The following is a 26,050-nucleotide window of genomic DNA, read 5'->3' as shown; positions in this document are numbered from 1 at the left end:
CGGCTCACGCCAGTGCGGCCACCGGCGCCGTGCACGCCGCCCGGCGTGCCGGCAGGATCGCGGCGACAACGCCGGCGATCCCGCCGCCGAGCACGATCAGCAGCAGCGTCAGCCACGGCAGGGTCCCGAGTTCGAGGTCGTCGAATCCGAACACCGACGCGGATCCGGTGATGCCGAACGCCAGACCCAGCACGACTCCGAGTGCGGACGCGACACCGGCGATCAGCACGGCTTCCCACAGCAGCAGCGACCGCAGACCCGCCCGGGTCAGGCCCACCGCCCGGAGCAGCCCGGACTCGCGGCGGCGCTCGAGCACCGACAGCGCCATCGTGTTCCCGACACCGATCAGCGCGATCACCACGGCCACCGACAGCAGCCCCGCGACGATCATCAACAGTGTGTCGAGGACCGTGTCGAGGGTCGCCCGCATCAACAGGGAGCCACCGACGTCGCTACCCGGCGCCAATTGCTCCGCCAGTGACGCGATCTCGTCCCGGACCGCGCGCTGGTCGTCGTCGGAGAGACCGTCGACGAGCCGGATCCACAACTGCTCGGTACTCACCTGCGACGACAGCGTCCCCAACGCCCGCTGCTCGACCATCGCGGGCAGCTCACCTGAGTCGCCCACGGTGAACTCGCCGCGCGCCGCGTTGCCCGCGAGCATCACCATGGCTCCGGATTCGAGGCCGAGCCCGGTCCGGTCGTCGGCGGGCAGCAGCAGTTGACGGTTGCCCGGCAGGTCGATGTCGGTGCGCAGGGTCGCGCGCACCGCCGGCACGTCCGTGCCGTACACCGTGAGGGCGCGGCCGTCCGGGAGAGTGAGGTCCGCGACCGAGAGCGGTGCCACCGCATCCACCCCGTCCAGCGCCCGCACGCGGTCGGTGAGATCGATCGGCAGTCCCCCGTCCTGGTGCGTGGAGACGCTGACGTCCACCGGGAACTGGTCGTCGACCGCGCCGGGGGCACTCGCCTTGGTGACCGCGATCCCGACGACGAGTGTGCTCGTGAGCGTCACGCCGATCAGCAGTGCCGTCGCGGTCGCCGCGGTGCGCCGGGGGTTGCGCCCGGCGTTGCCCGCCGCGAGCATCCCGACCGGGCCACCGAAACGGCCCAGCACCGCACCGACGCGGGAGATCACGGCCGGGACGATTCGCTGGCTCAGCAGCACGATCGCCACGAACGTCAGCAGTCCTCCGACACAGGCGATGAGCACCTGAGCCGTGGCCACACCGACCGCCAGGATCCCGACGCCGACGACCAGCCCGAGCAGGCCCAGCAAGCGGCGGGCCCGCGAGACCACCAGTGGTTCGGGTTTCGACTCGAGCGGCTGCAGCGCCGCCAGCGGCGACACCCGCGTCGCCGCCCGGCCGGGTGCCGATGCCGCGATCATCGTCATGGCGATGCCGACGAGCAGCCCCGCGATCACCGTGACCGGGGTGACGGTCAAGCCACGCAACGGAATCGGGGCGTCGGTGGCGGCCACGATCCGGCCCACCGCCCAGGCTGTCGCGACACCGGTCGCCACACCCAGCACCGACGCGACCGCGCCCACCCCGGCAGCCTCGGCCCGCACGCTGCGTCGCACCTGCGCGGCCGTCGCGCCGACGCAGCGGAGCAGCGCCAGCTCCTGGGTCCGGGCAGCGAGCAGCACCGCGAACGTGTTCGCGATGACCAGCCCCGCCACCACGACCGCGATGGCGCCGAACGCGAGAAGGACACTCGCCAGCAGATCGGAGTCGCCCAGGTACTGCTGCGACGCGAGTTCCGTCTGCCGGGCCGCGGTCTCCACGGTCGTGTCCGCCGGCAGCGCCGCGCGGACCCGGTCGGCCAACTGTTGCTGCGTCACGATGCCGTCGCCGGCGACACGGATCTCCCGCGCACCGCCACCCGCAGTCCACGCGTCCAACTGCGCGGGCGTCGCGAACACCGTGGCGCCGTCCATGCCCTGCGCCGTGCCGGACAGGTCGACATGTCCGACCACCTTCGCGGTCTCGGTGACCTGCCTGTCGCCGCCGAGCGTCGTGACGGTGATGTCGCCGCCGAGTGGGACACCCGAGTCCTTTTCCACCGCAACCTCACCCGGCGCGTCCGGGAAGCGCCCGTCGGCGAGGGACTGCCAGCGCAGCGAGGCGTCGTCCGCCACGGACTGCGCGGACCCCCACGCCGCGGACTCGCCGTCGCGTCGCACCTTGACGCTGACCGAGACGTCCTCGCTCACCGCCCGCACGCCCGGCACCGCGGCGATCGCGGCCACGTCGGCGCTGCCGGTCACCACGACGTCCGACGACGCGTACTGACCGGCCAGCGAGTCCGTCACGCCGGACTTCAGCGTCGAGTTCAGGGTGAGCGTCGCGACGATGAAGGCCACCGAGATCACGACCGCGAGCGCCGAGGCGACATACCGTCCCGCGTGGGCCCGCATCTGCGCCCATGCCAGCCCGCGCATCAGTGCGTCCTGCTGACGTCGTCGGCACCGAGCAGGCGCATCGTCTCGATCACCGAATCGGTGGTGGGACGGTCGATCTCACCGGCGATCCGGCCGTCGGCGATCAGCACCACCCGATCCGCGTAGGACGCCGCGACCGGATCGTGTGTCACCATCACCACGGTCTGACCCGTCTCGCGCACACTCGAGCGCAACAGGTCCAGAACCTCCGCGCCGGTGCGGGAATCGAGATTGCCGGTGGGCTCGTCCGCGAAGATCACGTCGGGCTGCGGTAGCAGAGCCCTCGCCACCGCGACCCGCTGCTGCTGCCCGCCCGACAACTCGTGTGGGCGGTGTCCGAGCCGGTCGGTCAACCCCAGTCGCCGCACCACCTCGTCGCGCCATCCCGACTCGGGCAGACGTCCCGCCAACCGCATCGGCAGCAGCATGTTCTCCTCCGCCGACAGCACCGGCAGCAGGTTGAACGCCTGGAACACGAAGCCGATCCGATCCCGTCGCAGTTCCGTGAGCGCGCGGTCGCCCAGGGTCGTGATCTCGGTGCCGCCCACCTCGACGGTTCCGGCTGTCGCGGTATCCAGGCCGGCGAGGCAGTGCATCAGCGTCGACTTACCCGAGCCCGAGGGTCCCATGATCGCCGTGAACATCCCGGCCCCGAAGTCGACGTCCACCCCGCGCAGTGCATGGACCGCGGTGTCGCCGCTGCCGTACGTCTTCGTCAGGCCCCGAGCCCGCACCTTCTGGTCGTCAATTCTCATGCAGTCGACGTTATGGCTGGTCAGGGGCCCGGCACATCGGAGCGCGGGGCGATCTCCAGGCGGGCCGCCGTCATCCCTGGGTAGGACCGGCGGTCATCCTGGGGGTGCCCACTCCGGGCCTCGAGCGCGGAAATCCGCGCACCCGACTCAGGACTGGACGCTACGGCTCTCCACAGGCCCCGGCCCATCCACAGACTTTTCCCCTCCCTGGGTGCCACGCCGCGGTGCGTCATACCCGGGTCGGACTCTCCCCTCGTGAACCACTTCGGCATCCATACCCGTTCCGAGCCCCGTTCCAGAGTTGTCGTCGAAGTCGACGGACGCGAATTCCACAGCGGACCGGAGGTGTTCCACAGCGGCCGGAAGCGGCAGAACTGGCTGGTCCGGCAGGGATGGCCGGCGCTCGCGTCGCGCACCGGCCTGAGTGTCCACTCCTTCCGAGTTGCGCGGGAATCCGCCCGGGAGGCGCAGGAGTGGGCGCAGAGGTCGACTCAGTCGGAGCCGAGCAGATCCTGCGGACGGACGAGACCGACCTGGAAGGCGTAGACCACGGCCTGGACCCGGTCGCGCGAACCGGTCTTCGAGAGCACCCGCCCCACATGGGTTTTCACGGTCGCCTCGGACACCACGAACTTCTGTGCGATCTCCGAGTTCGACAACCCGTGGGCCATCGCCTCGAGCACCTCGATCTCGCGCGGGGTCATGTCCTCGGGCAGCGACGGGGCCGCCGAGTCGCTCAACATCGGCCCCACGTGCTGCAGCAGCTTGCGGGTGGAGCGGGCCTCGATCACGGCGTCGCCGCGGTGGACGGTGCGGATCGCGGCCAGCAGTTCCTCCGGGGGCACGTCCTTGAGCAGGAAACCGCTGGCGCCCGCGCTGATCGCCGACATCACGTACTCGTCGTTCTCGAACGTGGTGAGCACCACCACCTTCGGGGAGTCGTCCCGCGCGGTGAGCCGGCGGGTGGCCTCGATGCCGTCCAGGTGCGGCATCTGCACGTCCATCAGCACGACGTCGGCGGCTGTGCGCTCCAACTCGGCCACACCCGCCGCGCCGTCGGATGCCTCGAGCACCACGGTCAGATCGGGCTGCGAGTCGATCACCATGCGGAAACCCGCCCGCACGAGCTGTTGGTCGTCGACGAGCGCCACACGGATCATGCGGACCAGCCTAGGGCGCGACGTACGGGAGGAGTCCCTGCACCCGGTAGCCGCCCCCGGACGCCGGACCGGCGGTCAGTCGCCCTCCGTGGAGTTTGGCGCGTTCGGTCATCCCGATCACGCCCTGACCGCCCGGCGACGGTTCGATCAACGCGGCCGCCCCGCCCCGGCCGTCGTCGGTGACGACGAGCTCGAGTTCACGCTCGCCCCAATACACGTCCACCCGCGCATGGGCACCGGGCCCGGCATGCTTGAGCACGTTGGTGAGCGACTCCTGCACGATCCGGTACGCGGTGAGACCGGCCCCGGTGGACAGCTCCCGCGGCTCGCCCGCAACGCTCAGAGCAATGTCCAGGCCGCCGCGCCGCAATTCGGCGACGAGCCCGTCGATGTCACCGACTCCCGGCATCGCGGAAAACTCGCGCGGCCGATCCTCGCGCAACACCGACAACAGCGCCCGCATGTCGGTCAGGGCCTGCCGCCCGGTCGAGGCGATGGTCTCGAGCGCGGTGATCGCCGCCTGCGGATCCTGCGCCGCGCCGTACCGGCCGCCGTCGGCCTGGGCGATCACCACCGTGAGGGAGTGCGCGACGATGTCGTGCATCTCGCGTGCGATGCGGGTGCGCTCGCCGAGGGCTGCGAGTTCGGCCTCCTGGGCGCGTTCGAGTTCGAGCAGCCGGGCTCGTTCGGTCAGGCCCTCGATCTCCTTGAGACGGACCCGCCGCAGATCACCGAACGCCCACACCGCCAGCACGAACACGACGAGGAACGTCGACGTGATCACGGCCTCCTGCCAGCCGCGTCCGTCGTACGCGAAATACTCGAGACCGCCGATCGACGCGCCCCCGATCGCGATCAGCAGCGCCGTGTAGCTGCTCCACCGCGGGGTGTACGCGGCGAAGGCGTACAGCGCGATCGGCACCGCGATCACGCTCGGCAGCAGCATGTTCGGGATCAGCACGAGGTGCGCCACCGCGAATCCCGCGATGGTGAACCCGGAGACGATCGTGTGGGAGCGTCGCCACGCCAGCGGCACCGTCATACCGAGCGACACGACCAACGCCTTGTCGCCGCCGTCGGAGGCGGCGGCCAAGAGGCAGAAGAACGACAGGAGCGCCGCCACGACACGGTCGATTCCGACCGCGTGGGCGGCGCTCCAGCGATACCAGCGCTCACTCAGGGGGAACCGGGCCATGCCGTCAGCCTAGAGCCCAGTTTCGCAGGCGCTCAGCCGAGCAGCTCGGCGCGCAGCGCCGCGTCCTTCTCCAGAACCATCTGCTCGAGACCTGCCTGGTAGTCCGCCATCCGCTGCTGCAGGGCCGGATCCGACGCACCGAGGATGCGGACCGCCAGCAGTCCCGCGTTGCGCGCGCCCCCGATCGACACCGTCGCGACCGGCACCCCGGCCGGCATCTGCACGATCGACAGCAGCGAGTCCATGCCGTCGAGGTACTTCAGCGGGACCGGCACGCCGATCACCGGCAGCGGCGTCGCCGACGCCACCATGCCCGGCAGGTGCGCGGCGCCGCCGGCACCGGCGATGATGACCTTGATACCGCGACCGGCCGCGTCATTCGCGTAGTCGAGCATGCGCTGCGGGGTGCGGTGGGCCGACACGACACCCACCTCGAACCGGACACCGAACTCGGCGAGAGCCTCCGCGGCGGCCTCCATGGTCGGCCAGTCGGAGTCGCTGCCCATGATCAGCCCGACGAGGGGCCCGTTCGATTCAGTCACTTGCCGTCCGTTCCTGTGTGATCGTTTCCGAATTTCCGTCGAGCCCGGTCAGGACCGACCGTGCTCGTCCCACCCGTCGGTCCACTCGGCGTGCGACAGCCAGTGCGCCGCCCGCTCCGCGCGCTCACGCACCGCGGCCACGTACGCCGGGTCGTCGATCGAACCGGAGGCCGCGCCGAGCACGTTCACGTGCCCGATCTTGCGGTCCTTGCGCTCGCCCTTGCCGTACAGGTGCACCTTCGCGTCGGGCATCCGTGCGAAGAGGTGATGCAGACGCTCGTCCATGCTCATGGCCGGTGCCTCGGGCGCGCCCAGCACGTTCGCCATCACCGTGACCGGCGCGATGGGCGACGGATCGCCGAGCGGGTAGTCGAGGACCGCGCGCAGGTGCTGCTCGAACTGCGACGTCCGAGCGCCGTCCTGCGTCCAGTGACCGGAGTTGTGCGGGCGCATCGCAAGCTCGTTGACGATCAACGTGCCGTCGGTCGTCTCGAACAGCTCGACCGCCATCGAGCCGACGACACCCAACTCCGACGCCACGCGCAACGCCAACTGCTCGGCCTCGGCGGACAGCTCCTTCGACAGCTGCGGCGCCGGTGCCAGCACTACCGCGCACTGGCCGCTCCGCTGAACGGTCTCTACGACCGGCCACGACGCACCCTGCCCGAACGGCGAGCGCGCGACCATCGCGGACAGCTCCCGCGTGAAGTCGACGGCCTGTTCGACCATCAACTGGACGCCCCTGTCGAGCTGCTCGGTGACGATCGCCTCGGCCTCGTCCGAGTCGTCGGTGATCCACACGCCGCGCCCGTCGTAGCCGCCGCGAACCGCCTTGATCACCACGGGCCACCCGTGCTCGGCGCCGAAACGGACGACGTCCTCGGCCCACGTGACCTCGGCGAACGCCGGGATCGGGGCGCCCATCTCACCGAGTTTGCGGCGCATCGCCAGCTTGTCCTGCGCGTACACGAGCGCCTGCGGCGGCGGCTGCACGTTGACGCCCTCGGACACCAGCACGTCGAGATGTTCGGTGGGGACATGCTCGTGGTCGAACGTCAGGGCGTTGGATCCGAGGGCCGCCTTCCGCAGCGCAGCGAGGTCCTCGTGGCTGCCGAGCACGACGTCGGGGCTGACCTGCGCGGCGGGCTCGTCGATGCTGCCCGCCAGGACACGCAGGGTCTGGCCCAGCTCGATCGCGGCCTGATGCGTCATGCGGGCGAGCTGACCGCCGCCGATCATCGTCACGACGGGCATCCCGCTGGGGAGGTCACGCGGAGGAGTGGGGCGAGGTGCGGATTCAGATTTGCCGGTCACGACACACCATGGTGTCATGTTCGCTCGCGAACGCTTCTGCCGAGGTCATCCCCCGTCGCAACCTGTGAAGAACCTGATAAACAACGGTCCGCTGCCGCCGTCGAGATCGCGGCTTCGTAGAATACTCCGTTGTGTCTTTCGTCGACGCGGCGATGAGCCGAGTACCGCAGCCCTTCCGGGCCATCGTTCTTCGCCACCACGAGTTGATCAAGTTCGCAATCGTCGGCGGCACCACGATGGTGGTCGACCTCGCGATCTTCTACTCGTTGAGTCTGACGATCCTCGAACAGAAGCCCGTGGTCGCCAAGATCTTCTCCGGCGTCGTCGCCACGATCCTGAGTTATATCCTCAACCGGGAGTGGTCGTTCAAGCATCGCGGCGGGCGCGAACGCCACCACGAGGCCCTGCTCTTCTTCACGATCAGCGGGATCGGCGTCATCATCGCGGCGGCGCCGCTGTGGATCGCGAACAACGTCTTCGATATCCGCGCGTCGGCGAGTTTCACGACGGTCGTGATCGTCGACTTCATCCTGAACTACATCATCGGCAACCTGCTGCAGATGATCTTCCGCTTCTGGTCGTTCCGGCGGTGGGTGTTCCCCGAGGAGACCGGCGAGCACGAGCGCATCGAGGAGCCCGAGATCGCCCCCCTGGCCGGCGAGGACCCCACCCGCAACTAGCGCGGTTCGTGGATCCCGGCCACCCGCGTCGGGGCGTCGTCCTCGACCCGCGCCAGGAACAGCGCGAACAGTGCGGGCCGGCGCCGCTGCAGTTCCAGTCGGCCGCCGTCCGCCTCGACGAGGGCGCGGGCCAGCGCCAGCCCCACACCGGTCGAGCCGGCGCCCGAGAAGCCCCGATCGAAGATGTGCGGCGCCAGTTCGTCGCTCACGCCCTCCCCCTCGTCGGACACCTCCACACAGACCCGCGCGTCGTTCTCCGACCCACGGCCGGCGGGCCCCGACGCGAGCCGGACCGACACCGTGCACGTGCCCGCGCCGTGCTGCAGCGAGTTGTCGATCAACACCGACACGGCCTCGCGCAGCCGGGACCCCGTCGACGACGACGTCAGCCTCGGCTCACCCCGGAGTCGGAGGACCCGGCCGGCCTCCTTGTACGGTCCCTGCCAGTCCGCCACGACAGTCGCCAGCTCCCCCACCACCGACACCGGTTCGCGTCCGGCCGAGCCGCTGTTGCGCGACGACCGGACCAGGTCGTCGACCGCCACCGTCAGCCGGTCCACCTGCGCCATCGCCTCCTCGGCCTCGTGCACGACGTCGGGGTCGGGATGCCCCGACAACTCGTCGAGCCGCAGTCGTACCGCGGTGAGGCGGCTGCGCAGCTGGTGCGAGACGTCGGCGACCAGTGCGTGCTCGCGCTGCAGGCGCTGCGAGATCTCCACCGTCGCGGAGTCGAGGACGTCGGACACACGGTCGAGTTCGGGGATCCCGTGACGCCGCGAATCGGGACGGAAGTCCCCCTCGGCCAAGCGGGCGGCCCGCTCGGCCACGTCCTTGAGCGGGTCCGCGAGCCGTTTCGCGGTGACCACGGCAACTGCAGCACCGGCACCGATCGAGGCGAGCACGAGCAGTGTCACGGCGCCGACGGCCTGCCTCTGCAGCGTGCGCATGCGATCGGACGGCACCTCCAGCCGCAGCGAACCCGACGTACCCATCGACAGCGACTCGACCAGAGGCGACGGCACCCTCTCGGCGCCGAGGTCCAACCGGGCAGCGCCCTCCTGCGGGGTCGGATACACCACGACGAGTTTGCCGCCCTCGGGAACGACCAGGCGCAGCGACGTCGTGTCGAGTCCGTCCTCGACGACACCCGAGGCACCCTCCTGGACGATGATCTCGGCGGCCATCCGATCGAGCCGGGCCTGCAGGTCGCTTCGCGTGAAGTCCTCCACCCACAGCCAGGCGGTGTAGATCAGCGGCACACCCAGCAGGAGACCGGTGAGGATGACGACGGCGAGGATCGACTGCAGTATTCGGCGACGCACGGTGGGCGAACCCTAGTCGGTGTTGATCCGGAAGCCGACGCCGCGGACGGTGGCGATCTTCCGGTCGGCGCCCGCGCCCTCGTCTCCGATCTTCCGGCGCAGCCACGACATGTGCATGTCGAGTGTCTTCGATCCGCGTAGTTCCACGTCGCCCCACACCTCGCGCAGAATCGTGTCGCGCGAGACGACCTGGCCGGCGTGCTCGAGCAACACCCGCAGCAGCTCGTACTCCTTGTTGGCCAACGCGATCTCGGAGCCGTTGACGAGTACGCGGCGCGCGGCCGGCTCGAGACGGATGCCGGCCACCTCCACGACGACGTCCTCGCCGCCGCCGCTGCGCCGCAACAGTGCCCGCACCCGGGCCATCAATTCCGCGAGCCGGAACGGCTTGCCGACGTAGTCGTCGGCGCCCGCGTCGAGGCCGACGACGAAGTCCACCTCGTCGGTGCGTGCGGTGAGCATCAGCACGGCGAGGTCGAGGCTGTGCGCGCGGAGCTGCCGGCAGACCTCGAGTCCGTCCATGCCGGGCAGGCCGAGATCGAGGATCAGTAGTTCGAACTCGCCGGTGAGCGCCCGCTCGAGCGCGGATGGCCCGGTCTGTTCGATCGTGACGGTGTAGCCCTCTCGGCCGAGTGCACGCGAGAGCGGCGCAGCGATGGCCTCGTCATCTTCGGCAAGCAGTACGGCGGTCACGACGACAGCCTACGGTCGGTTTCGTCGGCGCGGTCCCAATTACCATCCATTCCGGAAATCGCGGTGATCGTCGGGAGCAGCGCCGCGTCCGTCGTGTCCGGTGTTCGGGTAGCCGCCGGAGTGCGGATCGTTGGTGGCGTCGAACACCTGCCGGTAGAGCAGCGAGTGCACCTTCTGCACCTCGGGGATGTCGTCGAATTCCAGTGGGTCGTCGGACGATGCGACGATCATCAACGTGCCGGTCCGCAGCATCCGGTCCACGAGTCCGTGCCGGAACTGGACGTTGCTGATCCGGTTCATCGGAATGTCGATTCCCGTGTGCGTCATGATGCCGTGCCGGATCATCACCCGCCGGTCGGTGACGATGAAATGCGTGGACCGCCACCGCAATACCGGGACGAGGGTCTTCCACACCACCAGTGCGAGCCACGCGACGACGATCACGGCGGAGGCGACGAGGCTCGCCCCGTCACTCAGCCGGCGTTGCGCGAGGCCCAGCAGGTAGCCACCGATCGCAGCGGACAACACGAAGATCGTGACCGGGACGACGAGCATCTTCCAGTGCGGGTGCCGATGCAGCACCAACTCCTCGTCCGCCGCCAGTGCGTCTTCCGGGTATCCCATGCGACGAGTCTGACAGGTACAGGTCCGCCCGGGCCTGCGGGATCAGCGCACGCGACGGCCGAGGAACGCGGCGGCCAGCACGATGACGCCGTACAGGATCATCCACACACCGACGACGATCACGAAGACACCGAGGGACAGTTCGGGCTGCAGCAGCACGATCGCGCCGGCGACGACGCTGATGAGGCCGAGCACGATGCCCACGGCCCGGTTCCCGGGCACTTCGGAGGCACCCGCGACGATGTCGAGTACCCCGCGGAACACCCACCACGCGCCGATGACGAGCGCAATCACGACGAGTGTCTGCAGCGGGCTGCGCAGGACGAGGAATCCCAGGAGGACCGCGAGCGCTCCGGACAGGCCGGTGAGCGTGCGCGCGGCGGTGGGGGCGTCGACCTCCGCGAATGAGCGGACGATCTGGATGATCCCGAACGCGAACACCTGGATCGCGATCAGGACGGCCACCACCACCAGAGTTGCGTCCGGCCACACCAGGATTGCGATACCGAGGCCGAGGGTGAGCAGACCGAACACCGCGGTCAGCCCGGTCAGGAATCGGCGCGCGGTCTCCAATTGCCCGGTATCGCCCGCCACCCAGATGTCGTTCGGTGCGCTCATGGCTGTTCCCCTCCGCCTCACGAGAATTCGTGGATCAGCGTCAAGGTAGCAGCAATACCTGCGGCGGCGGACCGTACTGCGCACGCGATCGGCGGAGCCGACGCGGATTCACCCTTCGGGGGTGAGGAGCGCCCGAGCGATCGGCGACACAATCCTGCTGAGGGCAGTGGACTCTCCAGCGAAGTTGCTCGATCGATCGAAAGGGGAACTGCGATGAGCGATCGCACACCGACGACCCACAGTTCGGGCGGCGGAGCCAAGCAAGGGTTCGCGGCGGGCACGTCGATCGCCGCCGCGATCGTCCTGATGACCGTCGGGGTCCTGGAGATCTTCCAGGCGATCTCGGCACTCGCCGACGACAACTTCTTCGTCGTCGGACCCGAGTACGTCTACCAGTTCGACCTCACGACGTGGGGCTGGATCCACCTGGTTCTCGGCATCGTCGTCGTCCTCGTCGGCATCGGCCTGCTGACCGGCGCGACATGGGCGCGGGTGAGCGCGATCGTCATAGCGGCGCTGGCCATCATCGCGAACTTCCTGTGGATTCCGTGGTACCCCCTGTGGTCCATCCTCATCATCGCGCTCAGCGTCGTGGTGATCTGGGCCGTCTCCACGTGGGACACCAGCAGGGTCTGAGCCTCACACGGCTCGTAGATGGGTGATGTCGCCGGCCGACACAGCGACCGGCGACTTCCCGTCCGCCTCGATCACGATCCGGCCCTCGACGTCGACGTCGATCGCCGTCCCGATCAGTTCCCGATCCCCCGGAAGCTCGGCCCGCACTCGGCGGCCGAGCGTTCCGCACCTCTCCTTGTATGCGGCGGCCAGCGCGTCGACCTTCCATCCCGCGGCCTCCCACTCCCGGTGGCGCCGCGCCAGTTCCCGCAGGATCGCCCGCACCAACACCGTGCGGTCGGTGACCTCCGCGTCCTCGAGGAGCAGCGACGTCGCGGTCGGTACCGGCAGTTCGTCCTCCGTCAGGCTCACGTTCAGGCCGATCCCCACGACGACCGTCGGGACCGGCGCCGTCGCAGCCACCTCCGCGAGGATCCCGACCACCTTGCGTCCGCCGATCAACACGTCGTTGGGCCACTTGAGTTCGGCGTCCACGCCCGCGGTCCCGCGCAGGACGTCGACCACCGCGACACCCGCGAGCAGCGGCAGCCACCCGATGTCGGCCAGGTCCATGCCGGGCATGTCCAGAACGGCCGAGACCGTGACGAGGGCACGCGGCGCGCTCACCCACGGGCGGGCGTGCCGACCGCGTCCGCCCGTCTGGTGCTCGGCGATCAGAACACTGCGCGGATAGTCGGCATCACGGGGTGCCGCAAGAAGATCGGCGTTGGTGGAACCGGTCTCGGTCACGACGTCGACGCGCGACCAGAATGCGTCCGGGTCGCCGCCCGCATCACGGACGAGGGCGCGCCGGAGCACACCGGCATCGAGCGGGGGGCGGTTCAGATCGGTCCACATCCGTCCAGCCTAGGATGCGGCTCGAATGTGACTCGCCAGTAGCTTAGGTTCAATAATTCAACGCAACCTGACCTCGCTCGACGCGGGCCCCACAGACCTGGTTAAGCTCACTTCCCATGACCAGTGTGCAGGAGCCAGCCGCGGCGGAGGCGGCGAACACCCCGGATATCCACACGACGGCGGGAAAGCTCGCTGACCTGCGCAGCCGCCAGGCGCAGGCAATGCAGCCGATGGGCGAAGCCGCGATCGAGAAGGTCCACGCGAAGGGCAAGCTGACTGCGCGCGAGCGCATCCACGCGCTCCTCGACGAGGGCTCGTTCGTCGAGCTCGACGCCCTGGCCCGGCACCGCAGCACCAACTTCGGCCTCGCCGACAACCGTCCCGTCGGCGACGGCGTCGTCACGGGCTACGGCACGATCGACGGCCGCGACGTCTGTGTCTTCTCGCAGGACGCCACCGTCTTCGGTGGCTCGCTCGGCGAGATCTACGGCGAGAAGATCGTCAAGGTCATGGACCTGGCGCTCAAGACCGGTCGCCCGCTGATCGGCATCAACGAGGGTGCCGGCGCACGTATCCAGGAGGGCGTCGTCTCGCTCGGCCTGTACGGCGAGATCTTCCACCGCAACGTCCAGGCCTCGGGTGTCATCCCGCAGATCTCCCTGATCATGGGCCCGGCCGCCGGCGGCCACGTGTACTCCCCCGCGCTGACCGATTTCGTGGTGATGGTCGACGAGGCCAGCCAGATGTTCGTCACCGGCCCCGACGTCATCAAGACCGTCACGGGCGAGGACGTCACCATGGAGGATCTGGGCGGCGCCCGGACCCACATGGCGAAGTCCGGTGTCGCGCACTACGTCGCCTCCGGCGAGCAGGACGCGCTCGACTACGTCAAGGACCTGCTGTCCTACCTGCCGAGCAACAACCAGGCCGCGGCCCCGCGCCTGGCCCCGTCCGATCCGATCGTCGGTGCGATCGAGGACTCGCTCACCGACGAGGACCGCGAACTCGACACGCTCATCCCGGACTCGGCGAACCAGCCGTACGACATGCACGAGGTCATCCGCCGCATCCTCGACGACGACGAGTTCCTCGAGGTGCAGGCCGGCCGCGCGATGAACGTCATCGTCGGCTTCGGTCGCGTCGACGGCCGCAGCGTCGGCATCGTGGCGAACCAGCCCACCCAGTTCGCGGGCTGCCTGGACATCGACGCTTCCGAGAAGGCGGCGCGCTTCGTCCGCACCTGCGACGCGTTCAACGTCCCGATCATCACCCTGGTCGACGTTCCGGGATTCCTCCCCGGCACCGAGCAGGAGTACAACGGCATCATCCGCCGCGGCGCGAAGCTGCTGTACGCGTACGGCGAGGCCACGGTCGGCAAGATCACCGTCATCACCCGCAAGGCGTACGGCGGAGCGTACGACGTCATGGGCTCCAAGCACATGGGCGCCGACGTCAACCTGGCATGGCCGACCGCGCAGATCGCGGTCATGGGCGCGTCCGGCGCCGTCGGCTTCGTCTACCGCAAGCAGCTCCTCGAAGCCGCCAAGAACGGTGAGGACGTCGACGCGCTGCGCCTGAAGCTGCAGCAGGAGTACGAGGACACCCTGGTGAACCCGTACGTGGCGGCCGAGCGCGGCTACATCGACGCCGTGATCCCGCCGTCGCACACCCGCGGACAGATCGTCTCCGCGCTGCGTCTGCTCGAGCGCAAGATGGTTTCCCTTCCGCCCAAGAAGCATGGGAACATCCCCCTATGACAGCGACCACCCGGGAAGAAGTGCTCACCGACGCCGAGCTGCTTGATGCGTCCTCGCTCGAAGGAGCCGCGTTGGCCGAAGCTGTCGCAGGACTCGAGCCCGATGTCGCGGCCGATTCGCAGTCCCCGCTGATCAAGATCGTCAAGGGCAACCCGACCGACGAGGACGTCGCTGTGCTCGTCGCGGTGCTGTCCGCGGCGGCGGCGGCCTCGGGAGAGCCGGCCGGCGACGGCCTGCCGCCCGAGACCTGGGGCGCACCGACCCGCATGCATCGCGGGCACGCGCCGTTCTCGCCGTACTCGTTCGGCACCCCGGTCGCCGCGCGCCCGTTCTGATCGAACGGTCCGCACGAGTGACACACCTGGTTCTCGCCTCGGCGTCCCCGGCACGGCTGTCCGTGCTGCGGGGCGCCGGGGTCGAGCCCACCGTCCGCGTCTCCGGCGTGGACGAGGATGCGATCATCGACCGCCTGGGGCCTTCTGCCGCCCCGGAAGCCGTCGTCACCACGCTCGCCGAGGCCAAGGCCCGCGACGTGATTCCCGCCCTGAATGCCGAGGGCATCACCGATGCCGTCGTCATCGGCTGCGATTCGATGCTGCTCATCGACGGCGAACTGCAGGGCAAACCGCACACCGTCGACGTCGCCCGGGAACGCTGGCGTTCGATGGCCGGCCGCAGCGCGACACTCCTGACAGGGCACAGCGTCCTGCGCCTGTCGGACGGCGTGGTCGTCGCCGACGCCTCGGATCACAGCGGCACCGTCGTGCACTTCGCCTCGCCGTCCGCCGAGGATCTCGAGGCCTACCTCGCGTCCGGTGAGCCGTTGAAGGTCGCCGGCGCGTTCACCCTCGACAGCCTCGGTGGCTGGTTCGTGGAGCGACTGGAGGGCGATCCGTCGAGCGTGATCGGAATCGGCCTGCCGCTGGTACGGCGCCTGCTCTCGGACGTCGGTGTCTCGATCGCCGAACTGTGGGCCGCCAACTCCCTGGTGCGCTGACCCGCTCCGCTAGTTCCGGGCGCGCTGCAGCGCCGCCGCCATGGCGCGGGCCTTCGACTTGGCTCGTTCCGCGTCGACGCCGACAAACGACGCATCCACGGTGTCGCACCACAACGCCAACCACCGCTCGAACCGGTCGTCGGTGAGATCGTGCTGTCGGTGCAGCGCCTCGTGCACCGGCCCGAAATGCCCCTGATATCTGACCGTGCGGAACAGGATCTGCTCCCAGAAGTCACCGACGACGGGTAGGTGCTCGTCGAGTCCCACGACGGCGAGGGTCTCGAAGACCGGGGCGAGCAGCGGGTCGACCAGGGCTCGTTCGTAGAAGGTCCGCAGGAGACGATCGACGTCGGCGCGGGTGGCCAGTTCCTCACGGTGGCCGTCGGGGGTCGTCACGGTGGCCGACAGTACCCGCCGGTAGCCGACGCGATATCGGTCACGCTGCCGAACGGGTGACCACTTAGACTCGTGGGTGGACAACCCTCCACCCACGCATGCCTCAGGAGCCCACCCGTGCCCGTCGCGCCAGACCCCAACCCCGCATTCGCTGCGTACGCCCACCCGGAGCGACTCGTGTCGACCGAGTGGCTGTCGATCAATCTGGGTGCTCCCGGCGTGAAGGTCGTCGAGTCCGACGAGGACGTCCTGCTCTACGACATCGGCCACATCCCCGGCGCGGTGAAGATCGACTGGCACCTGGACCTCAACGATCCGGTCACACGCGATTACATCGACGGCGCGGCGTTCGCCGACCTGATGAGCCGTAAGGGCATCTCCCGGGACGACACGGTCGTCATCTACGGCGACAAGAGCAACTGGTGGGCGGCGTACGCGCTGTGGGTGTTCACGCTGTTCGGCCACGAGGACGTGCGTCTGCTCGACGGTGGACGGGACGCGTGGATGTCGGAGAATCGCGACACCACGTTCGACGTCCCGACACCCGCCCCCACCGAGTATCCGGTCGTCGAACGCGACGACAGTTCGATCCGGGCGTTCAAGGACGACGTCCTGGCACACCTGGGCCACGGCCCGCTGGTCGACGTCCGGTCGCCGCAGGAGTACACGGGCGAGCGCACGCACATGCCCGACTACCCCGAGGAGGGCGCGCTGCGGGGCGGCCACATCCCGACCGCGGTGTCGATCCCGTGGGCTCGGGCCGCGGCGCCCGACGGGCGTTTCCGCAGCCGCCCGGAGCTCGAGGAGATCTACGGCGACTTCTCACGCGACGACGACGTGGTCGCGTACTGCCGCATCGGCGAGCGCTCGAGCCACACGTGGTTCGTCCTGACGCACCTGCTCGGGTACCCGAACGTGCGGAACTACGACGGTTCGTGGACCGAGTGGGGCAACGTCGTGCGGGTCCCGATCGTCAGGGGTGACGAGCCGGGCACCGTGCCGGGCGCTGCAGTGGAAGCCGCATCGTGAGCCTGCCCGCCTCCCTGGCCGAGATCGTCGACGACTTCGCCGCCGTCGACGGGCAGGACAAGCTGCAGTTGCTGCTCGAGTTCAGCCGCGAGCTCGCGCCGTTGCCGGCCGAGCTCGAGCAGGACGCGATGGAGCCGGTGCCCGAGTGCCAGTCGCCGCTGTTCCTGTTCGTCGACAGTTCGGATCCGGAGAGGGTGCGTCTGCACTTCAGCGCGCCGGCGGAGGCCCCGACCACCCGCGGCTTCGCGTCGATCCTGCATCAGGGGCTCGACGGGCACAGCGCCGCAACCATTCTCGCGGTTCCGGACGACTTCTACTCGGATCTCGGTTTGGCCGACGCGGTCAGCCCCCTCCGGCTGCGGGGCATGAGCGCGATGCTCGCCCGCATCAAGCGCCACCTGCGCAACTGAGCGGTACCCTTCCGCTGCACCACCCACCGGGGAGCGACCCTTCCCGACAACTTCACTGTGACGATCTTCACCGCCGCCACCGCGACGGGACAAGAGACTGGATTCTCCACGATGGAATTCACCGAGCTCGCGGACTACGCGATCTCCCCGGGCATGCTCACCGAGTGGTTACCCGAAGCCACCACCGGGTGGGTGGACGACGGCCGTCCGGCGTCGTACATCCACGAGGCACACCTGCGCCGCACCGCCGACGGCACCCACGACGACGGCCGGGAATCCTGGCTCGGGGCCGCGTTCCGCATTCCGGGCGAGTTGGACCACGACGCCTTCCGTACGGCGGTGGGGATGTGGATCGAACGCCACGAGCCGCTGCGCACGCATGCCGCGCTGGGCCACGACGGGCGCATCACACGCCGCACCATCGACCCCGCCGGCATCGAACTCAACGAGGTCCGGCACGAGTTCGAGTTCGACGCGGACACCGTGTACGAGCGGGTCCACGACCTGTTCGACGAGCTGACCTCGCCGCACCGCTGGCCCGCGTATCTGTTCGTCACGCTCGAGCATTCCGATCCGGCACCCGAATGCACGGTGTTCTTCGCTGCCGACCATTCGATCATCGACGGGCTCTCGATGGTATTGGTGGCGCACGAGATCACCAGTCTCTACACGGAGGCGCTGACGGGGAGGCCGTCGCTGCTGGTCCCGGCCGGCAGTTACATCGACTTCGGCACCGAGGAACGAGCGGCCGCCTCGACGATCGATCGCACCCACCCGGCCGTCGAGTGCTGGCGGGCGGCTTTCGAGCGCAGCAAGGGGCGCCTGTCGGACTTCCCGCTCGATCTGGGGCCGCGTCCGGCGGAACGGATCGCGCAGCGGGCGGTGTCGGAGTGGGTGTTCGACGCCGGCCAGGCCGCCGCCTTCAACACGGCATGCCACCGCGCCGGGCAGAACTTCTTCGCGGGCGTCCTGGCGTGCCTGGCGCAGTCGGCCGCCGAACTGAGCGGCGACACGGTGTTCCGGACCGTCACGCCCGTGCACACGCGGAACGATCCGCACTGGGCCACGTCGCTGGGCTGGTTCGTCGGCCTCGCCCCCATCGAGTTCGACATCGCCGGGGCGGCGGACTTCGCGGAGGCCGCCGCGCGGGCGTCGGCTGCGATCTCCCTCACCAAGCCGGCGGCGAAGGTGCCGTTCGCACGGGTCGAGGAGATCCTGGGGACCCCCATCCGGCCGCGTTTCGTCGTCTCCTTCATGGACGTCCGGTTCGTTCCGATGGCCCAGCAGTGGCCGGAGATCCACGCGCGGGCGCTGCGCAGCCGTCACTACACCCACGACGTCTACGTCTGGGTGAATCGAACCCCGCACGGCCTCAACATCTCCGCGCGATTCCCGGGAACCGACACCGCCACCGAGAGCGTGATGTTGTTCCTGCACCGCGCGCGTCGCGCCATGCTCGACGTCGTCGCGGCCTCCGAGCCCGTCCGGGCGAACATGCCGACCGCCGTCGCGAGCACAGGTGCCACTACTGATCAGTAGGGTTGCGATGCCGCGCCGAGCCCTTAATGTGTAAGCGCTATCCGGTTACATCGTCTATCGGATTGATGCATACACTCCGATGAGATGCCAACAGATACCCGCCGGTGACCCCACAGGTGATCCACGGGGACAGACCATGCGAAACACAGGAGGCTCAGTGCCCACTCAAGCCAGCGCGCAGATCACGAAGGTGCTCGTCGCCAACCGCGGCGAGATCGCTGTGCGGGTCATCCGAGCCGCGAAGGATGCCGGCTACGGCAGCGTCGCTGTCTACGCCGAGCCCGATGCGGATGCACAGTTCGTGAAGCTGGCTGACGAGGCGTTCGCCCTCGGCGGTCAGACGTCGGCCGAGTCCTACCTGGTGTTCGACAAGATCCTCGACGCCGCGAAGAAGTCCGGCGCCGACGCGATCCACCCCGGCTACGGCTTCCTGTCCGAGAACGCCGACTTCGCGCAGGCCGTCATCGACGCGGGCCTGATCTGGATCGGCCCCTCGCCGCAGTCGATCCGCGACCTGGGCGACAAGGTCACCGCCCGCCACATCGCCGAGCGCGCGAACGCTCCGATGGCGGCCGGCACCAAGGACCCGGTCAAGAACGCCGACGAGGTCGTCGAGTTCGCCAAGCAGTACGGCGTCCCGGTCGCGATCAAGGCTGCCTTCGGTGGCGGCGGTCGTGGCATGAAGGTCGCGCAGACCATCGAGGAGATCCCCGAGCTGTTCGAGTCGGCCACCCGTGAGGCCATCGCGGCCTTCGGTCGCGGCGAGTGCTTCGTCGAGCAGTACCTGGACAAGGCCCGCCACGTCGAGGCCCAGGTCATCGCCGACAAGCACGGCAACGTCGTCGTCGCCGGCACCCGCGACTGCTCGCTGCAGCGCCGCTTCCAGAAGCTGGTCGAGGAGGCCCCCGCGCCGTTCCTGACCGACGACCAGCGCGCGCGCATCCACGCGTCGGCGAAGGCCATCTGCAAGGAGGCCGGCTACTACGGCGCCGGCACGGTCGAGTACCTGGTCCAGGGCGACACCGTCTCGTTCCTCGAGGTCAACACCCGCCTGCAGGTCGAGCACCCGGTCACCGAGGAGACCGCCGGCATCGACCTGGTCCGCCAGCAGTTCCTCATCGCCAACGGCGAGGAGCTGAGCATCAAGGAGGATCCGACTCCGCGCGGCCACTCCTTCGAGTTCCGCATCAACGGCGAGGACGCCGGCCGCGGCTTCATGCCCGCCCCCGGCCCCATCACCGTCTACAAGGAGCCCACGGGCCCCGGCGTCCGCGTCGACTCGGGTGTCGTCGCGGGCGACGTCATCGGCGGCCAGTTCGACTCGATGCTCGCCAAGCTGATCGTCACCGGCGAGAACCGCGAGCAGGCGCTGCAGCGTGCCGCGCGTGCTCTGGCCGAGTTCGAGGTCGACGGCCTCGCCACGGTCATCCCGTTCCACCGCCACATCGTCGAGAACCCCGCGTTCATCGGCGACGGCGAGAAGTTCGACGTCTACACCAAGTGGATCGAGACCGAGTGGGACAACCCGATCGAGCCGTTCACCGGTTCGGGTGCTGCCGCGGACGACGAGGAGAACCTGCCCCGTCAGTCGGTCGTCGTAGAGGTCGGTGGCCGTCGCGTCGAGGTCTCGCTGCCCGGTTCGTTCTCGATCGGCACGGGCGGCGCCCCGGCCGGCGTGATCCGCAAGAAGCCGAAGGCGCGCAAGCGTGGTGGCGCCGGTGGCGGTGCCGCTTCGGGTGACGCCGTGACGGCTCCGATGCAGGGCACCGTCGTCAAGGTCGCCGTCGAGGAGGGCCAGGAGGTCGCCGAGGGCGATCTGATCGTCGTTCTCGAGGCCATGAAGATGGAGAACCCGGTCACCGCGCACAAGGCCGGTGTCGTCACCGGTCTCGCGGTCGAGGCCGGCGCCGCCATCACGCAGGGCACGGTTCTCGCCGAGCTGAAGTGATGTCTCGGTAGGTAACCCACCGCTTCACACTGTGCGCGCCTCGCGAATTCGCGGGGCGCGCACAGTGCTGTTCGGGCAGTAGGCTTCACGACATGTCCGACGTCCCGGAGATCCGTATCGGCACCGCCGAACGCGAGCAGGCGCTCGCGGCACTGTCGCAGCACTTCTCCGACGGCCGGCTCACGGTCGTCGAGTTCGACGAGCGCAGCGGACAGATCGCCGCGGCCACCACGCGCGGGCAGCTGGACGAGGTGTTCTCGGATCTGCCGTCGCTCACGCCGTCCGCGCCGTCGAAGGTCTCTCCGGAGCCGGCGGACGTCGACGGTGAGAAGACGTGGCGCAACACCGTCATGGCGGTGATCCCGTTCGTGGCACTGGCACTGTTCTTCGTGGTGCCGATCGACAACAGTTGGCTGTTCTTCCTCCTGATCCCCGCGACCGCGGCGATCCTCTTCGGCGGCAGGGACGGCAGGAAAGGGCGCGGCAGCTGCTGATGGAACCGATCGAGATCAACGCCGGCTCCTGGTATCTGCGCGCACTCCGCGCCGACGAGCGGGTCGACGACCGTCCCGCGCTGCGTGACGGCGGCGTCACCGATCCCGGCTACGTCGCAGATCGTGCGCGGCAGTGGGAGACGGAGCAGCACTTCTCCTGGGCCGTGTGCGAACCCACGACGGGTGAACTGCTGGCCGAGGTGGGGCTGACCCCCGGCGGCGCCGACGGCGCGCTGAGCGGGTGGGCACGCGCCGGCCACGACGACGCGCTCGCGGCCGCGACCGAGGCCGTCCGCCGGTTCGCCGAGGGTGCGCTCGGACTCGCCGTCACGGGACGATGAGGCCGATGCTCGACCGATTCGACAGGCGCTGTGTTCCGCTCGCGATCGCCACGGTGGTCGTGCTGGTGATGCTGTTCTCTCCCGGCTCCACGGTCCCGAGCGGACCGGAGAACAGCGACAAGATCACCCACGCGCTGATGTTCGCGGCGCTGGCCCTGACATCGCGCTATGCCCGGATCGGCGTCGCGTGGACCGCGGCGTGGCTGCTGACGTTCGCCGCGGTGTCCGAGGTGCTGCAGGGCGCCCTGCCGATCCAGCGAAGTTGCTCGGTGTGGGACGCGGCGGCCGACGCCGTAGGCATCGTGGTCGGTCTGGTGGCCGCGCGGGTGCTGGCACGCCCGCTGCGCATCCCCGTCTGAGCCGCTCTCAGCCCTCCAGCAGGTGCGCGCGGATCGCGTCCTGTCCGGCGACGTCGATGCCGAGTCCGTCCGCGAAGTAGCCCTCGATCGAACCGAACTTCTCGCGCATCTGCGCCAGCGCCGCCTGGAGGTATTCGGGCCGCACGCCGAGGACCTGCTTCAGCAGTTCCGGGTCGCCGCCGGCGGCGGTGAACTTGTCGAAGATCGACGCGAACGCCGGCAGCAGCTGCTCGTTGGTGAGCAGGTACTCGTGGAAGACGTCGTCCTCGTCGAGGCCGAGCAGGAGCAGCAGCGACGCCGTCGCCCAGCCCGTGCGGTCCTTGCCGGTGGTGCAGTGCACGAGGGCGGGCAGGTTGTCGCGCGCCGCCAGATCCGTGAACAGGGTGCGGTACGACTCGATGGCGCTCGGGAGGGTGACGAAGTCGCGGTAGCTGCCGAGGAAGTAGTCCAGTGCCTTGTTCTCGCCGAGCATCGACACCGCGATCGACGGATCCGACATCACGGCCTGCATCTGCGCGGGCACCGAGCGCAGCGCCTTGTCGGCGAGGACGTCGAGCGGGACCTCGCGGGCGGTCGGCGGCACCCGGTCCGGCGCGGCCTCGCGCTCGGAGTGGGTACGCAGGTCGAACACCGTCACCAGCCCGAGCTCCGCGAGACGTGGGGCGTCGTCGACGGTGATCTTGCTGAGGTCTGTCGAGCGGTAGTAGCGCCCGAAGCGGATGGTCGCGCCGTCCCGCGTGCGGTAGCCGCCGACGTCACGCAGGTTCGGGACGGACTCGATCGGGATGCTCGCACCGGGCTTCTCCCCGGAGGTTGACGTCATGCGCCCGAATCTAGACGAACCCGGCGGCCGAGGCTCGTGAAAGTCTCGGCCGCCGGGCTCGTGTCGTGTGGGGTGGGCCGTCAGCTCAGCTTCTTCGAGCGCAGTTCGTGGCCCTTCGAGGTCTTGCAGCGGCCGGTCTCGAGGTCCCACTGCCAGCCGTGCAGGTTGCACGTCAGGTTGGAGCCCTCGACGACGCCGAACTTGCTCAGGTCCGCCTTGAGGTGCGGGCAGCGACGCTGGATCTCGTAGCCGCCGACCTCGATCGAGGCGGTGTCGTCGTGCGCCTCGGCGAACCAGCCGTCGGCGTACGCGATGCGCTCGTCGGTGAGGCACTTGAAGAACGTGTAGAGGAACTCGTTGTACCCGCCGACGCGCCACGCCTCGAAGCGGGTGGACAGGAAGATCGTGTTGACCCAGTCCGGCTCGTCGTCGCGCAGCACGGTGCGCACCAGTTCGGGCGCGATGCGGAAGCCGTAGCGGTACTTGCCGTCCCCCTCCTGCGGCTCGCGGACCGTGCGATTCGGGAAGTCGAGGACGACGGTCTCGTCCCCCATCACCAGTCCCACCGGGTAGCCGATGCCGTCGCAGATCACGTCGGACTGCGCCATGATCGGCTCGAACTTGGCCTTGAGCGGTCCGAGCAGCGGCTCACCCTCGGCGGACGCCCACGAGGCCTTCTCCGCGGCGATGACGGGCGCCATGCGCTGCGCCATGTCCTCGATGTAGGCGGCCTTCTCGGTGAAGATCTTCTCGACGTCGGCGTCCGGGATGGGATGCGCCAGGGTGGCCTTCTCGCCGTGGATGTCGACGGTCGAGCCGGGGATCATCAGCAGGCCGCCGTCGTTGCCGTGGATCTTCATCTGCTCGAGGAACACGATCTGGTCGGGGAAGATGTTGCCCTCGTCGCCGTGATCGTCGTTGAGCGAACGGAGCGCGTCGTCGAGGAACACGGGCGGACCGGCGGACGGCACGACCCAGGTGGCGCCGACCTGCTCGATGTAGCTGCGGCAACGGTCCATGCCGCGCTGGCGCTTCTGCTTGCCGAAGTTGCGCTTGGTGCCGGCCGGGATGTCGTAGACCATCGGGTACCAGATGGCGCCCGAGTACTGCAGCAGGTGGATGTCGATCTTGCCGAACGCCTCGAGCATCGGGTCCATGTCGACGGGCCGGGCGTCGTTCATGTTGAAGCACACGGTCTCGCCGTCGGAGACGACGAGGCCGGAGTCGCCGATCGGGCCGTCGGCCGGCGCGCGCAGCGCGATGATCATGATGTCCAGGTCGCCCTTGGGACCGCTCACCGTGTGCTTGACGGAGTCCTCGGTCTCGAAGAACTTGGTGAAGCCCAGCTTGCGGAGTTCACGCTCGAGGTCCGGCACCGGGTAGTCGGGGAGCAGGACGGTGGCGTCCTTGTTGACGTGCGCGGCCAGGGTCTCCGGATCGAAGTGGTCCTTGTGCAGGTGCGAGACGTACAGGTAGTCGACGTCCCCGAGGGCGTCCCAGTCGAGACCGGTGTTGTCCGGGAACGGGAACCACGACGCGAAGTACGCGGGATTCACCCACGGGTCGCAGAGAATCGACCCCGCTTCGGTCTGGATGTGGAATCCGGCGTGTCCGACGCTGGTGATCTGCACTCGTCTGCCTCCTCGATAGACCTCGACAATCGTAACGAGGCGAGGCCGCGGTCCCGCCCGGCGCACCACCGATGTGGGCCGAAACACCAGGTATTCGGGACTTCGGCCCCTACGGATGCACCGCGGCCAGGGTCCGATCGAGCGCGCCGACGGCGGCGTCGAGTTCGGCGATGGTCACGGTGAGCGGCGGCCGGAACCGGATGCCGCGCTCCCCCGTCGCCAGGAACAGGACGTGTTCGCGCTCCCGCAGCCGCGTCACCACTCGGTCCCGGTGCGCGGCCGTCGGCAGCGTGATCGCGCACATCAGCCCGCGGCCCCGTGGCTCGGTGACGGCGTCGTGGGCGGCCGCGAGGTCGTCGAGCCGGCGCAACAGGTGGGTGCCGCACAGCCGGGCGCGGTCGATCAGACGGTCCTCCTCGATCACTTCGAGGATCCGGCGGGCCCGGACCATGTCGGTGAGGTTGCCGCCCCACGTCGAGTTGATCCGCGAGCTCACCTCGAAGACGTTGTCGTGCACCTCGTCGACGCGGCCGCCGGCCATGATCCCGCACACCTGCGTCTTCTTGCCGAACGCGACGACGTCGGGGGTGACGCCCAGCTGCTGGTACGCCCACGCGGTTCCGGTGAGCCCGCAGCCGGTCTGGACCTCGTCGAAGATCAGCAGCGCGTCGTGTTCGAGGCACAACTCCCGCATGCGGGCGAAGAACTCGGGCCGGAAGTGGTGGTCGCCGCCCTCGCCCTGGATCGGTTCGGCGACGAAGCACGCGATGTCGTGCGGGTGGTCGGCGAACGCCCGCCGGGCCTGCGCGAGCGCGCGCTCCTCGGCCTGCTCCACGTCCCGTCCGTCGGTCAGGTACGGCGCGTCGATCCGTGGCCAGTCGAACTTGGGGAACCGCGCGATCTTGGTGGGGTCGGTGTTGGTGAGCGAGAGCGTGTAGCCGCTGCGCCCGTGGAACGCCTCGGTCAGGTGCAGCACCCGGGTGCCGCGCGCGGGATCGCGTCCGGACGCCTCGTTGCGGCGGCTCTTCCAGTCGAACGCGACCTTGAGCGCGTTCTCCACGGCGAGGGTGCCGCCGTCGACGAAGAACAGGTGCGGCAGCGCCGGATCCCCGAGCACCCGCGCGAACGTGTCGACGAACCGCGCCATCGGGACGGTGTAGACGTCGGAGTTGCTGGGCTTGTTGATCGCCGCGGTAGCGAGTTCGTGACGGAACGCGCCGTCGTCGGCGAGTGCCGGATGGTTCATGCCGAGCGCGGACGACGCGAAGAACCCGAACATGTCCAGATACGCGGTGCCGTCCCGTTGATCGACCACGCTCACTCCGCGTGAGGCCTCCAGATCGAGGACCAGGTCGAACCCGTCCGCGAGCATGTGCGCTCGCAGGACGTCGTGCACTCGCCCGGCCGGCAGGTCCGAGTCACCGGCCGCGGGGCGGACCGCGGTGCTCATGCTCAAAGGCTACGTCAGCGTTCCGCCCCACGTCCGGGCATCGAGGCTCGTACG

General features: G+C 69.2%; 27 protein-coding genes. 12 read left to right on the top strand and 15 right to left on the bottom strand.

Annotation, left to right across the window (positions count from 1 at the left end; translation table 11 throughout):
- Positions 1 to 4 precede the first annotated feature (4 nt).
- From PSS76_RS07650 to PSS76_RS07625, 6 genes are all read right to left on the bottom strand, one after another.
- Positions 5 to 2,446 carry an ABC transporter permease gene (locus PSS76_RS07650; RefSeq protein WP_337456088.1) on the bottom strand — a complete coding sequence of 814 codons (2,442 nt, stop codon included), beginning with the start codon at positions 2,444 to 2,446 and terminating at the stop codon, positions 5 to 7.
- Complete coding sequence (locus PSS76_RS07645) at positions 2,446 to 3,201, bottom strand: ABC transporter ATP-binding protein (RefSeq protein WP_081206216.1); 756 nt, start codon at positions 3,199 to 3,201, stop codon at positions 2,446 to 2,448. The genes PSS76_RS07650 and PSS76_RS07645 overlap by 1 nt, the downstream gene beginning before the upstream one ends.
- 491 nt (positions 3,202 to 3,692) lie before the next feature.
- A complete protein-coding gene (locus PSS76_RS07640) occupies positions 3,693 to 4,361 on the bottom strand; it encodes a response regulator (RefSeq protein ID WP_013416766.1) in 669 nt (222 codons plus the stop codon).
- Between the two features lie 10 nt (positions 4,362 to 4,371).
- Positions 4,372 to 5,556, bottom strand: coding sequence for a sensor histidine kinase (locus PSS76_RS07635; RefSeq protein WP_022597183.1), 1,185 nt, complete (start codon positions 5,554 to 5,556; stop codon positions 4,372 to 4,374).
- Positions 5,557 to 5,588: 32 nt separating this feature from the next.
- Positions 5,589 to 6,062, bottom strand: coding sequence for a 5-(carboxyamino)imidazole ribonucleotide mutase (gene purE / locus PSS76_RS07630; protein ID WP_044991321.1), 474 nt, complete (start codon positions 6,060 to 6,062; stop codon positions 5,589 to 5,591).
- 84 nt (positions 6,063 to 6,146) lie between these two features.
- Positions 6,147 to 7,430, bottom strand: coding sequence for a 5-(carboxyamino)imidazole ribonucleotide synthase (locus PSS76_RS07625; RefSeq protein WP_087576507.1), 1,284 nt, complete (start codon positions 7,428 to 7,430; stop codon positions 6,147 to 6,149).
- 113 nt (positions 7,431 to 7,543) lie between these two features.
- Between PSS76_RS07625 and PSS76_RS07620 the strand changes: the two genes are divergently transcribed.
- Positions 7,544 to 8,092: a GtrA family protein gene (locus tag PSS76_RS07620; protein ID WP_005518653.1), complete on the top strand. Its 549-nt coding sequence runs from the start codon at positions 7,544 to 7,546 to the stop codon at positions 8,090 to 8,092.
- On the opposite strand, the gene PSS76_RS07615 is transcribed toward PSS76_RS07620, so the two are convergent.
- Genes PSS76_RS07615 through PSS76_RS07600 form a run of 4 tightly spaced genes read right to left on the bottom strand, consistent with a single transcriptional unit; the run spans position 8,089 to position 11,349 of the window.
- Complete coding sequence (locus tag PSS76_RS07615; protein ID WP_005518652.1) at positions 8,089 to 9,414, bottom strand: sensor histidine kinase; 1,326 nt, start codon at positions 9,412 to 9,414, stop codon at positions 8,089 to 8,091. The genes PSS76_RS07620 and PSS76_RS07615 overlap by 4 nt on opposite strands.
- A gap of 12 nt (positions 9,415 to 9,426) precedes the next feature.
- Positions 9,427 to 10,107 (bottom strand): response regulator transcription factor, encoded by a 681-nt coding sequence (locus tag PSS76_RS07610; RefSeq protein ID WP_005518651.1) that lies wholly within the window; start codon positions 10,105 to 10,107, stop codon positions 9,427 to 9,429.
- A gap of 39 nt (positions 10,108 to 10,146) precedes the next feature.
- Positions 10,147 to 10,731 carry a PH domain-containing protein gene (locus tag PSS76_RS07605; protein WP_005518650.1) on the bottom strand — a complete coding sequence of 195 codons (585 nt, stop codon included), beginning with the start codon at positions 10,729 to 10,731 and terminating at the stop codon, positions 10,147 to 10,149.
- Positions 10,732 to 10,773: 42 nt separating this feature from the next.
- Complete coding sequence (locus PSS76_RS07600) at positions 10,774 to 11,349, bottom strand: HdeD family acid-resistance protein (RefSeq protein ID WP_005518649.1); 576 nt, start codon at positions 11,347 to 11,349, stop codon at positions 10,774 to 10,776.
- A gap of 213 nt (positions 11,350 to 11,562) precedes the next feature.
- Between PSS76_RS07600 and PSS76_RS07595 the strand changes: the two genes are divergently transcribed.
- Positions 11,563 to 11,985, top strand: coding sequence for a DUF7144 family membrane protein (locus tag PSS76_RS07595; RefSeq protein ID WP_005518648.1), 423 nt, complete (start codon positions 11,563 to 11,565; stop codon positions 11,983 to 11,985).
- A gap of 3 nt (positions 11,986 to 11,988) precedes the next feature.
- Here PSS76_RS07595 and PSS76_RS07590 read toward each other — a convergent pair whose 3' ends face one another.
- Positions 11,989 to 12,822: a biotin--[acetyl-CoA-carboxylase] ligase gene (locus PSS76_RS07590; RefSeq protein ID WP_022597186.1), complete on the bottom strand. Its 834-nt coding sequence runs from the start codon at positions 12,820 to 12,822 to the stop codon at positions 11,989 to 11,991.
- A 116-nt stretch (positions 12,823 to 12,938) separates the two neighbouring features.
- On the opposite strand from PSS76_RS07590, the gene PSS76_RS07585 reads away from it, so the two are divergent.
- Genes PSS76_RS07585 through PSS76_RS07575 form a run of 3 tightly spaced genes read left to right on the top strand, consistent with a single transcriptional unit; the run spans position 12,939 to position 15,576 of the window.
- Positions 12,939 to 14,579, top strand: a complete 1,641-nt coding sequence (locus PSS76_RS07585) for an acyl-CoA carboxylase subunit beta (protein ID WP_005518645.1) — start codon at positions 12,939 to 12,941, stop codon at positions 14,577 to 14,579.
- Complete coding sequence (locus PSS76_RS07580) at positions 14,576 to 14,914, top strand: acyl-CoA carboxylase subunit epsilon (RefSeq protein ID WP_005518644.1); 339 nt, start codon at positions 14,576 to 14,578, stop codon at positions 14,912 to 14,914. The genes PSS76_RS07585 and PSS76_RS07580 overlap by 4 nt, the downstream gene beginning before the upstream one ends.
- A gap of 17 nt (positions 14,915 to 14,931) precedes the next feature.
- Positions 14,932 to 15,576, top strand: coding sequence for a Maf family protein (locus PSS76_RS07575; protein WP_064076611.1), 645 nt, complete (start codon positions 14,932 to 14,934; stop codon positions 15,574 to 15,576).
- A gap of 9 nt (positions 15,577 to 15,585) precedes the next feature.
- Here the strand turns inward: PSS76_RS07575 and PSS76_RS07570 are convergent, their stop codons facing one another.
- Positions 15,586 to 15,972, bottom strand: a complete 387-nt coding sequence (locus PSS76_RS07570) for a group III truncated hemoglobin (protein WP_337456087.1) — start codon at positions 15,970 to 15,972, stop codon at positions 15,586 to 15,588.
- A 117-nt stretch (positions 15,973 to 16,089) separates the two neighbouring features.
- Here PSS76_RS07570 and PSS76_RS07565 point away from each other — a divergent pair, with 117 nt between their 5' ends.
- The 7 genes from PSS76_RS07565 (at position 16,090) to PSS76_RS07535 (ending at position 22,092) form a co-directional block, all read left to right on the top strand.
- Positions 16,090 to 17,001, top strand: coding sequence for a sulfurtransferase (locus tag PSS76_RS07565; protein ID WP_005518639.1), 912 nt, complete (start codon positions 16,090 to 16,092; stop codon positions 16,999 to 17,001).
- Complete coding sequence (locus tag PSS76_RS07560) at positions 16,995 to 17,411, top strand: SufE family protein (protein ID WP_175271425.1); 417 nt, start codon at positions 16,995 to 16,997, stop codon at positions 17,409 to 17,411. The genes PSS76_RS07565 and PSS76_RS07560 overlap by 7 nt, the downstream gene beginning before the upstream one ends.
- Positions 17,412 to 17,522: 111 nt before the next feature.
- Positions 17,523 to 18,950 (top strand): condensation domain-containing protein, encoded by a 1,428-nt coding sequence (locus tag PSS76_RS07555; RefSeq protein WP_064076665.1) that lies wholly within the window; start codon positions 17,523 to 17,525, stop codon positions 18,948 to 18,950.
- Between the two features lie 157 nt (positions 18,951 to 19,107).
- Positions 19,108 to 20,898: an acetyl/propionyl/methylcrotonyl-CoA carboxylase subunit alpha gene (locus PSS76_RS07550; protein WP_005518635.1), complete on the top strand. Its 1,791-nt coding sequence runs from the start codon at positions 19,108 to 19,110 to the stop codon at positions 20,896 to 20,898.
- Positions 20,899 to 20,990: 92 nt separating this feature from the next.
- Positions 20,991 to 21,392, top strand: a complete 402-nt coding sequence (locus tag PSS76_RS07545; protein WP_005518633.1) for a DUF1707 SHOCT-like domain-containing protein — start codon at positions 20,991 to 20,993, stop codon at positions 21,390 to 21,392.
- Positions 21,392 to 21,733 carry a hypothetical protein gene (locus tag PSS76_RS07540; protein ID WP_337456086.1) on the top strand — a complete coding sequence of 114 codons (342 nt, stop codon included), beginning with the start codon at positions 21,392 to 21,394 and terminating at the stop codon, positions 21,731 to 21,733. The genes PSS76_RS07545 and PSS76_RS07540 overlap by 1 nt, the downstream gene beginning before the upstream one ends.
- A gap of 5 nt (positions 21,734 to 21,738) precedes the next feature.
- Entirely contained in the window at positions 21,739 to 22,092 is a 354-nt protein-coding gene (locus PSS76_RS07535; protein WP_337456085.1) for a VanZ family protein, read from the top strand.
- A gap of 7 nt (positions 22,093 to 22,099) precedes the next feature.
- On the opposite strand, the gene PSS76_RS07530 is transcribed toward PSS76_RS07535, so the two are convergent.
- From PSS76_RS07530 to lat, 3 genes are all read right to left on the bottom strand, one after another.
- Positions 22,100 to 22,915: a tyrosine-protein phosphatase gene (locus tag PSS76_RS07530; protein ID WP_084869185.1), complete on the bottom strand. Its 816-nt coding sequence runs from the start codon at positions 22,913 to 22,915 to the stop codon at positions 22,100 to 22,102.
- Positions 22,916 to 22,995: 80 nt separating this feature from the next.
- On the bottom strand, positions 22,996 to 24,546 hold the full coding sequence (locus PSS76_RS07525; RefSeq protein WP_337456084.1) for a Rieske 2Fe-2S domain-containing protein: 1,551 nt from the start codon (positions 24,544 to 24,546) through the stop codon (positions 22,996 to 22,998).
- A 109-nt stretch (positions 24,547 to 24,655) separates the two neighbouring features.
- Entirely contained in the window at positions 24,656 to 25,996 is a 1,341-nt protein-coding gene (gene lat / locus PSS76_RS07520; RefSeq protein ID WP_337456083.1) for an L-lysine 6-transaminase, read from the bottom strand.
- Between the last annotated feature and the right edge of the window lie 54 nt (positions 25,997 to 26,050).

The sequence above is a fragment of the Prescottella sp. D32 genome (assembly GCF_037287305.1).
GTDB lineage: Bacteria > Actinomycetota > Actinomycetes > Mycobacteriales > Mycobacteriaceae > Prescottella > Prescottella equi.
Note: the sequence above shows the minus strand (reverse complement) of the source record. Positions and strands in the feature narration are given on the sequence as shown.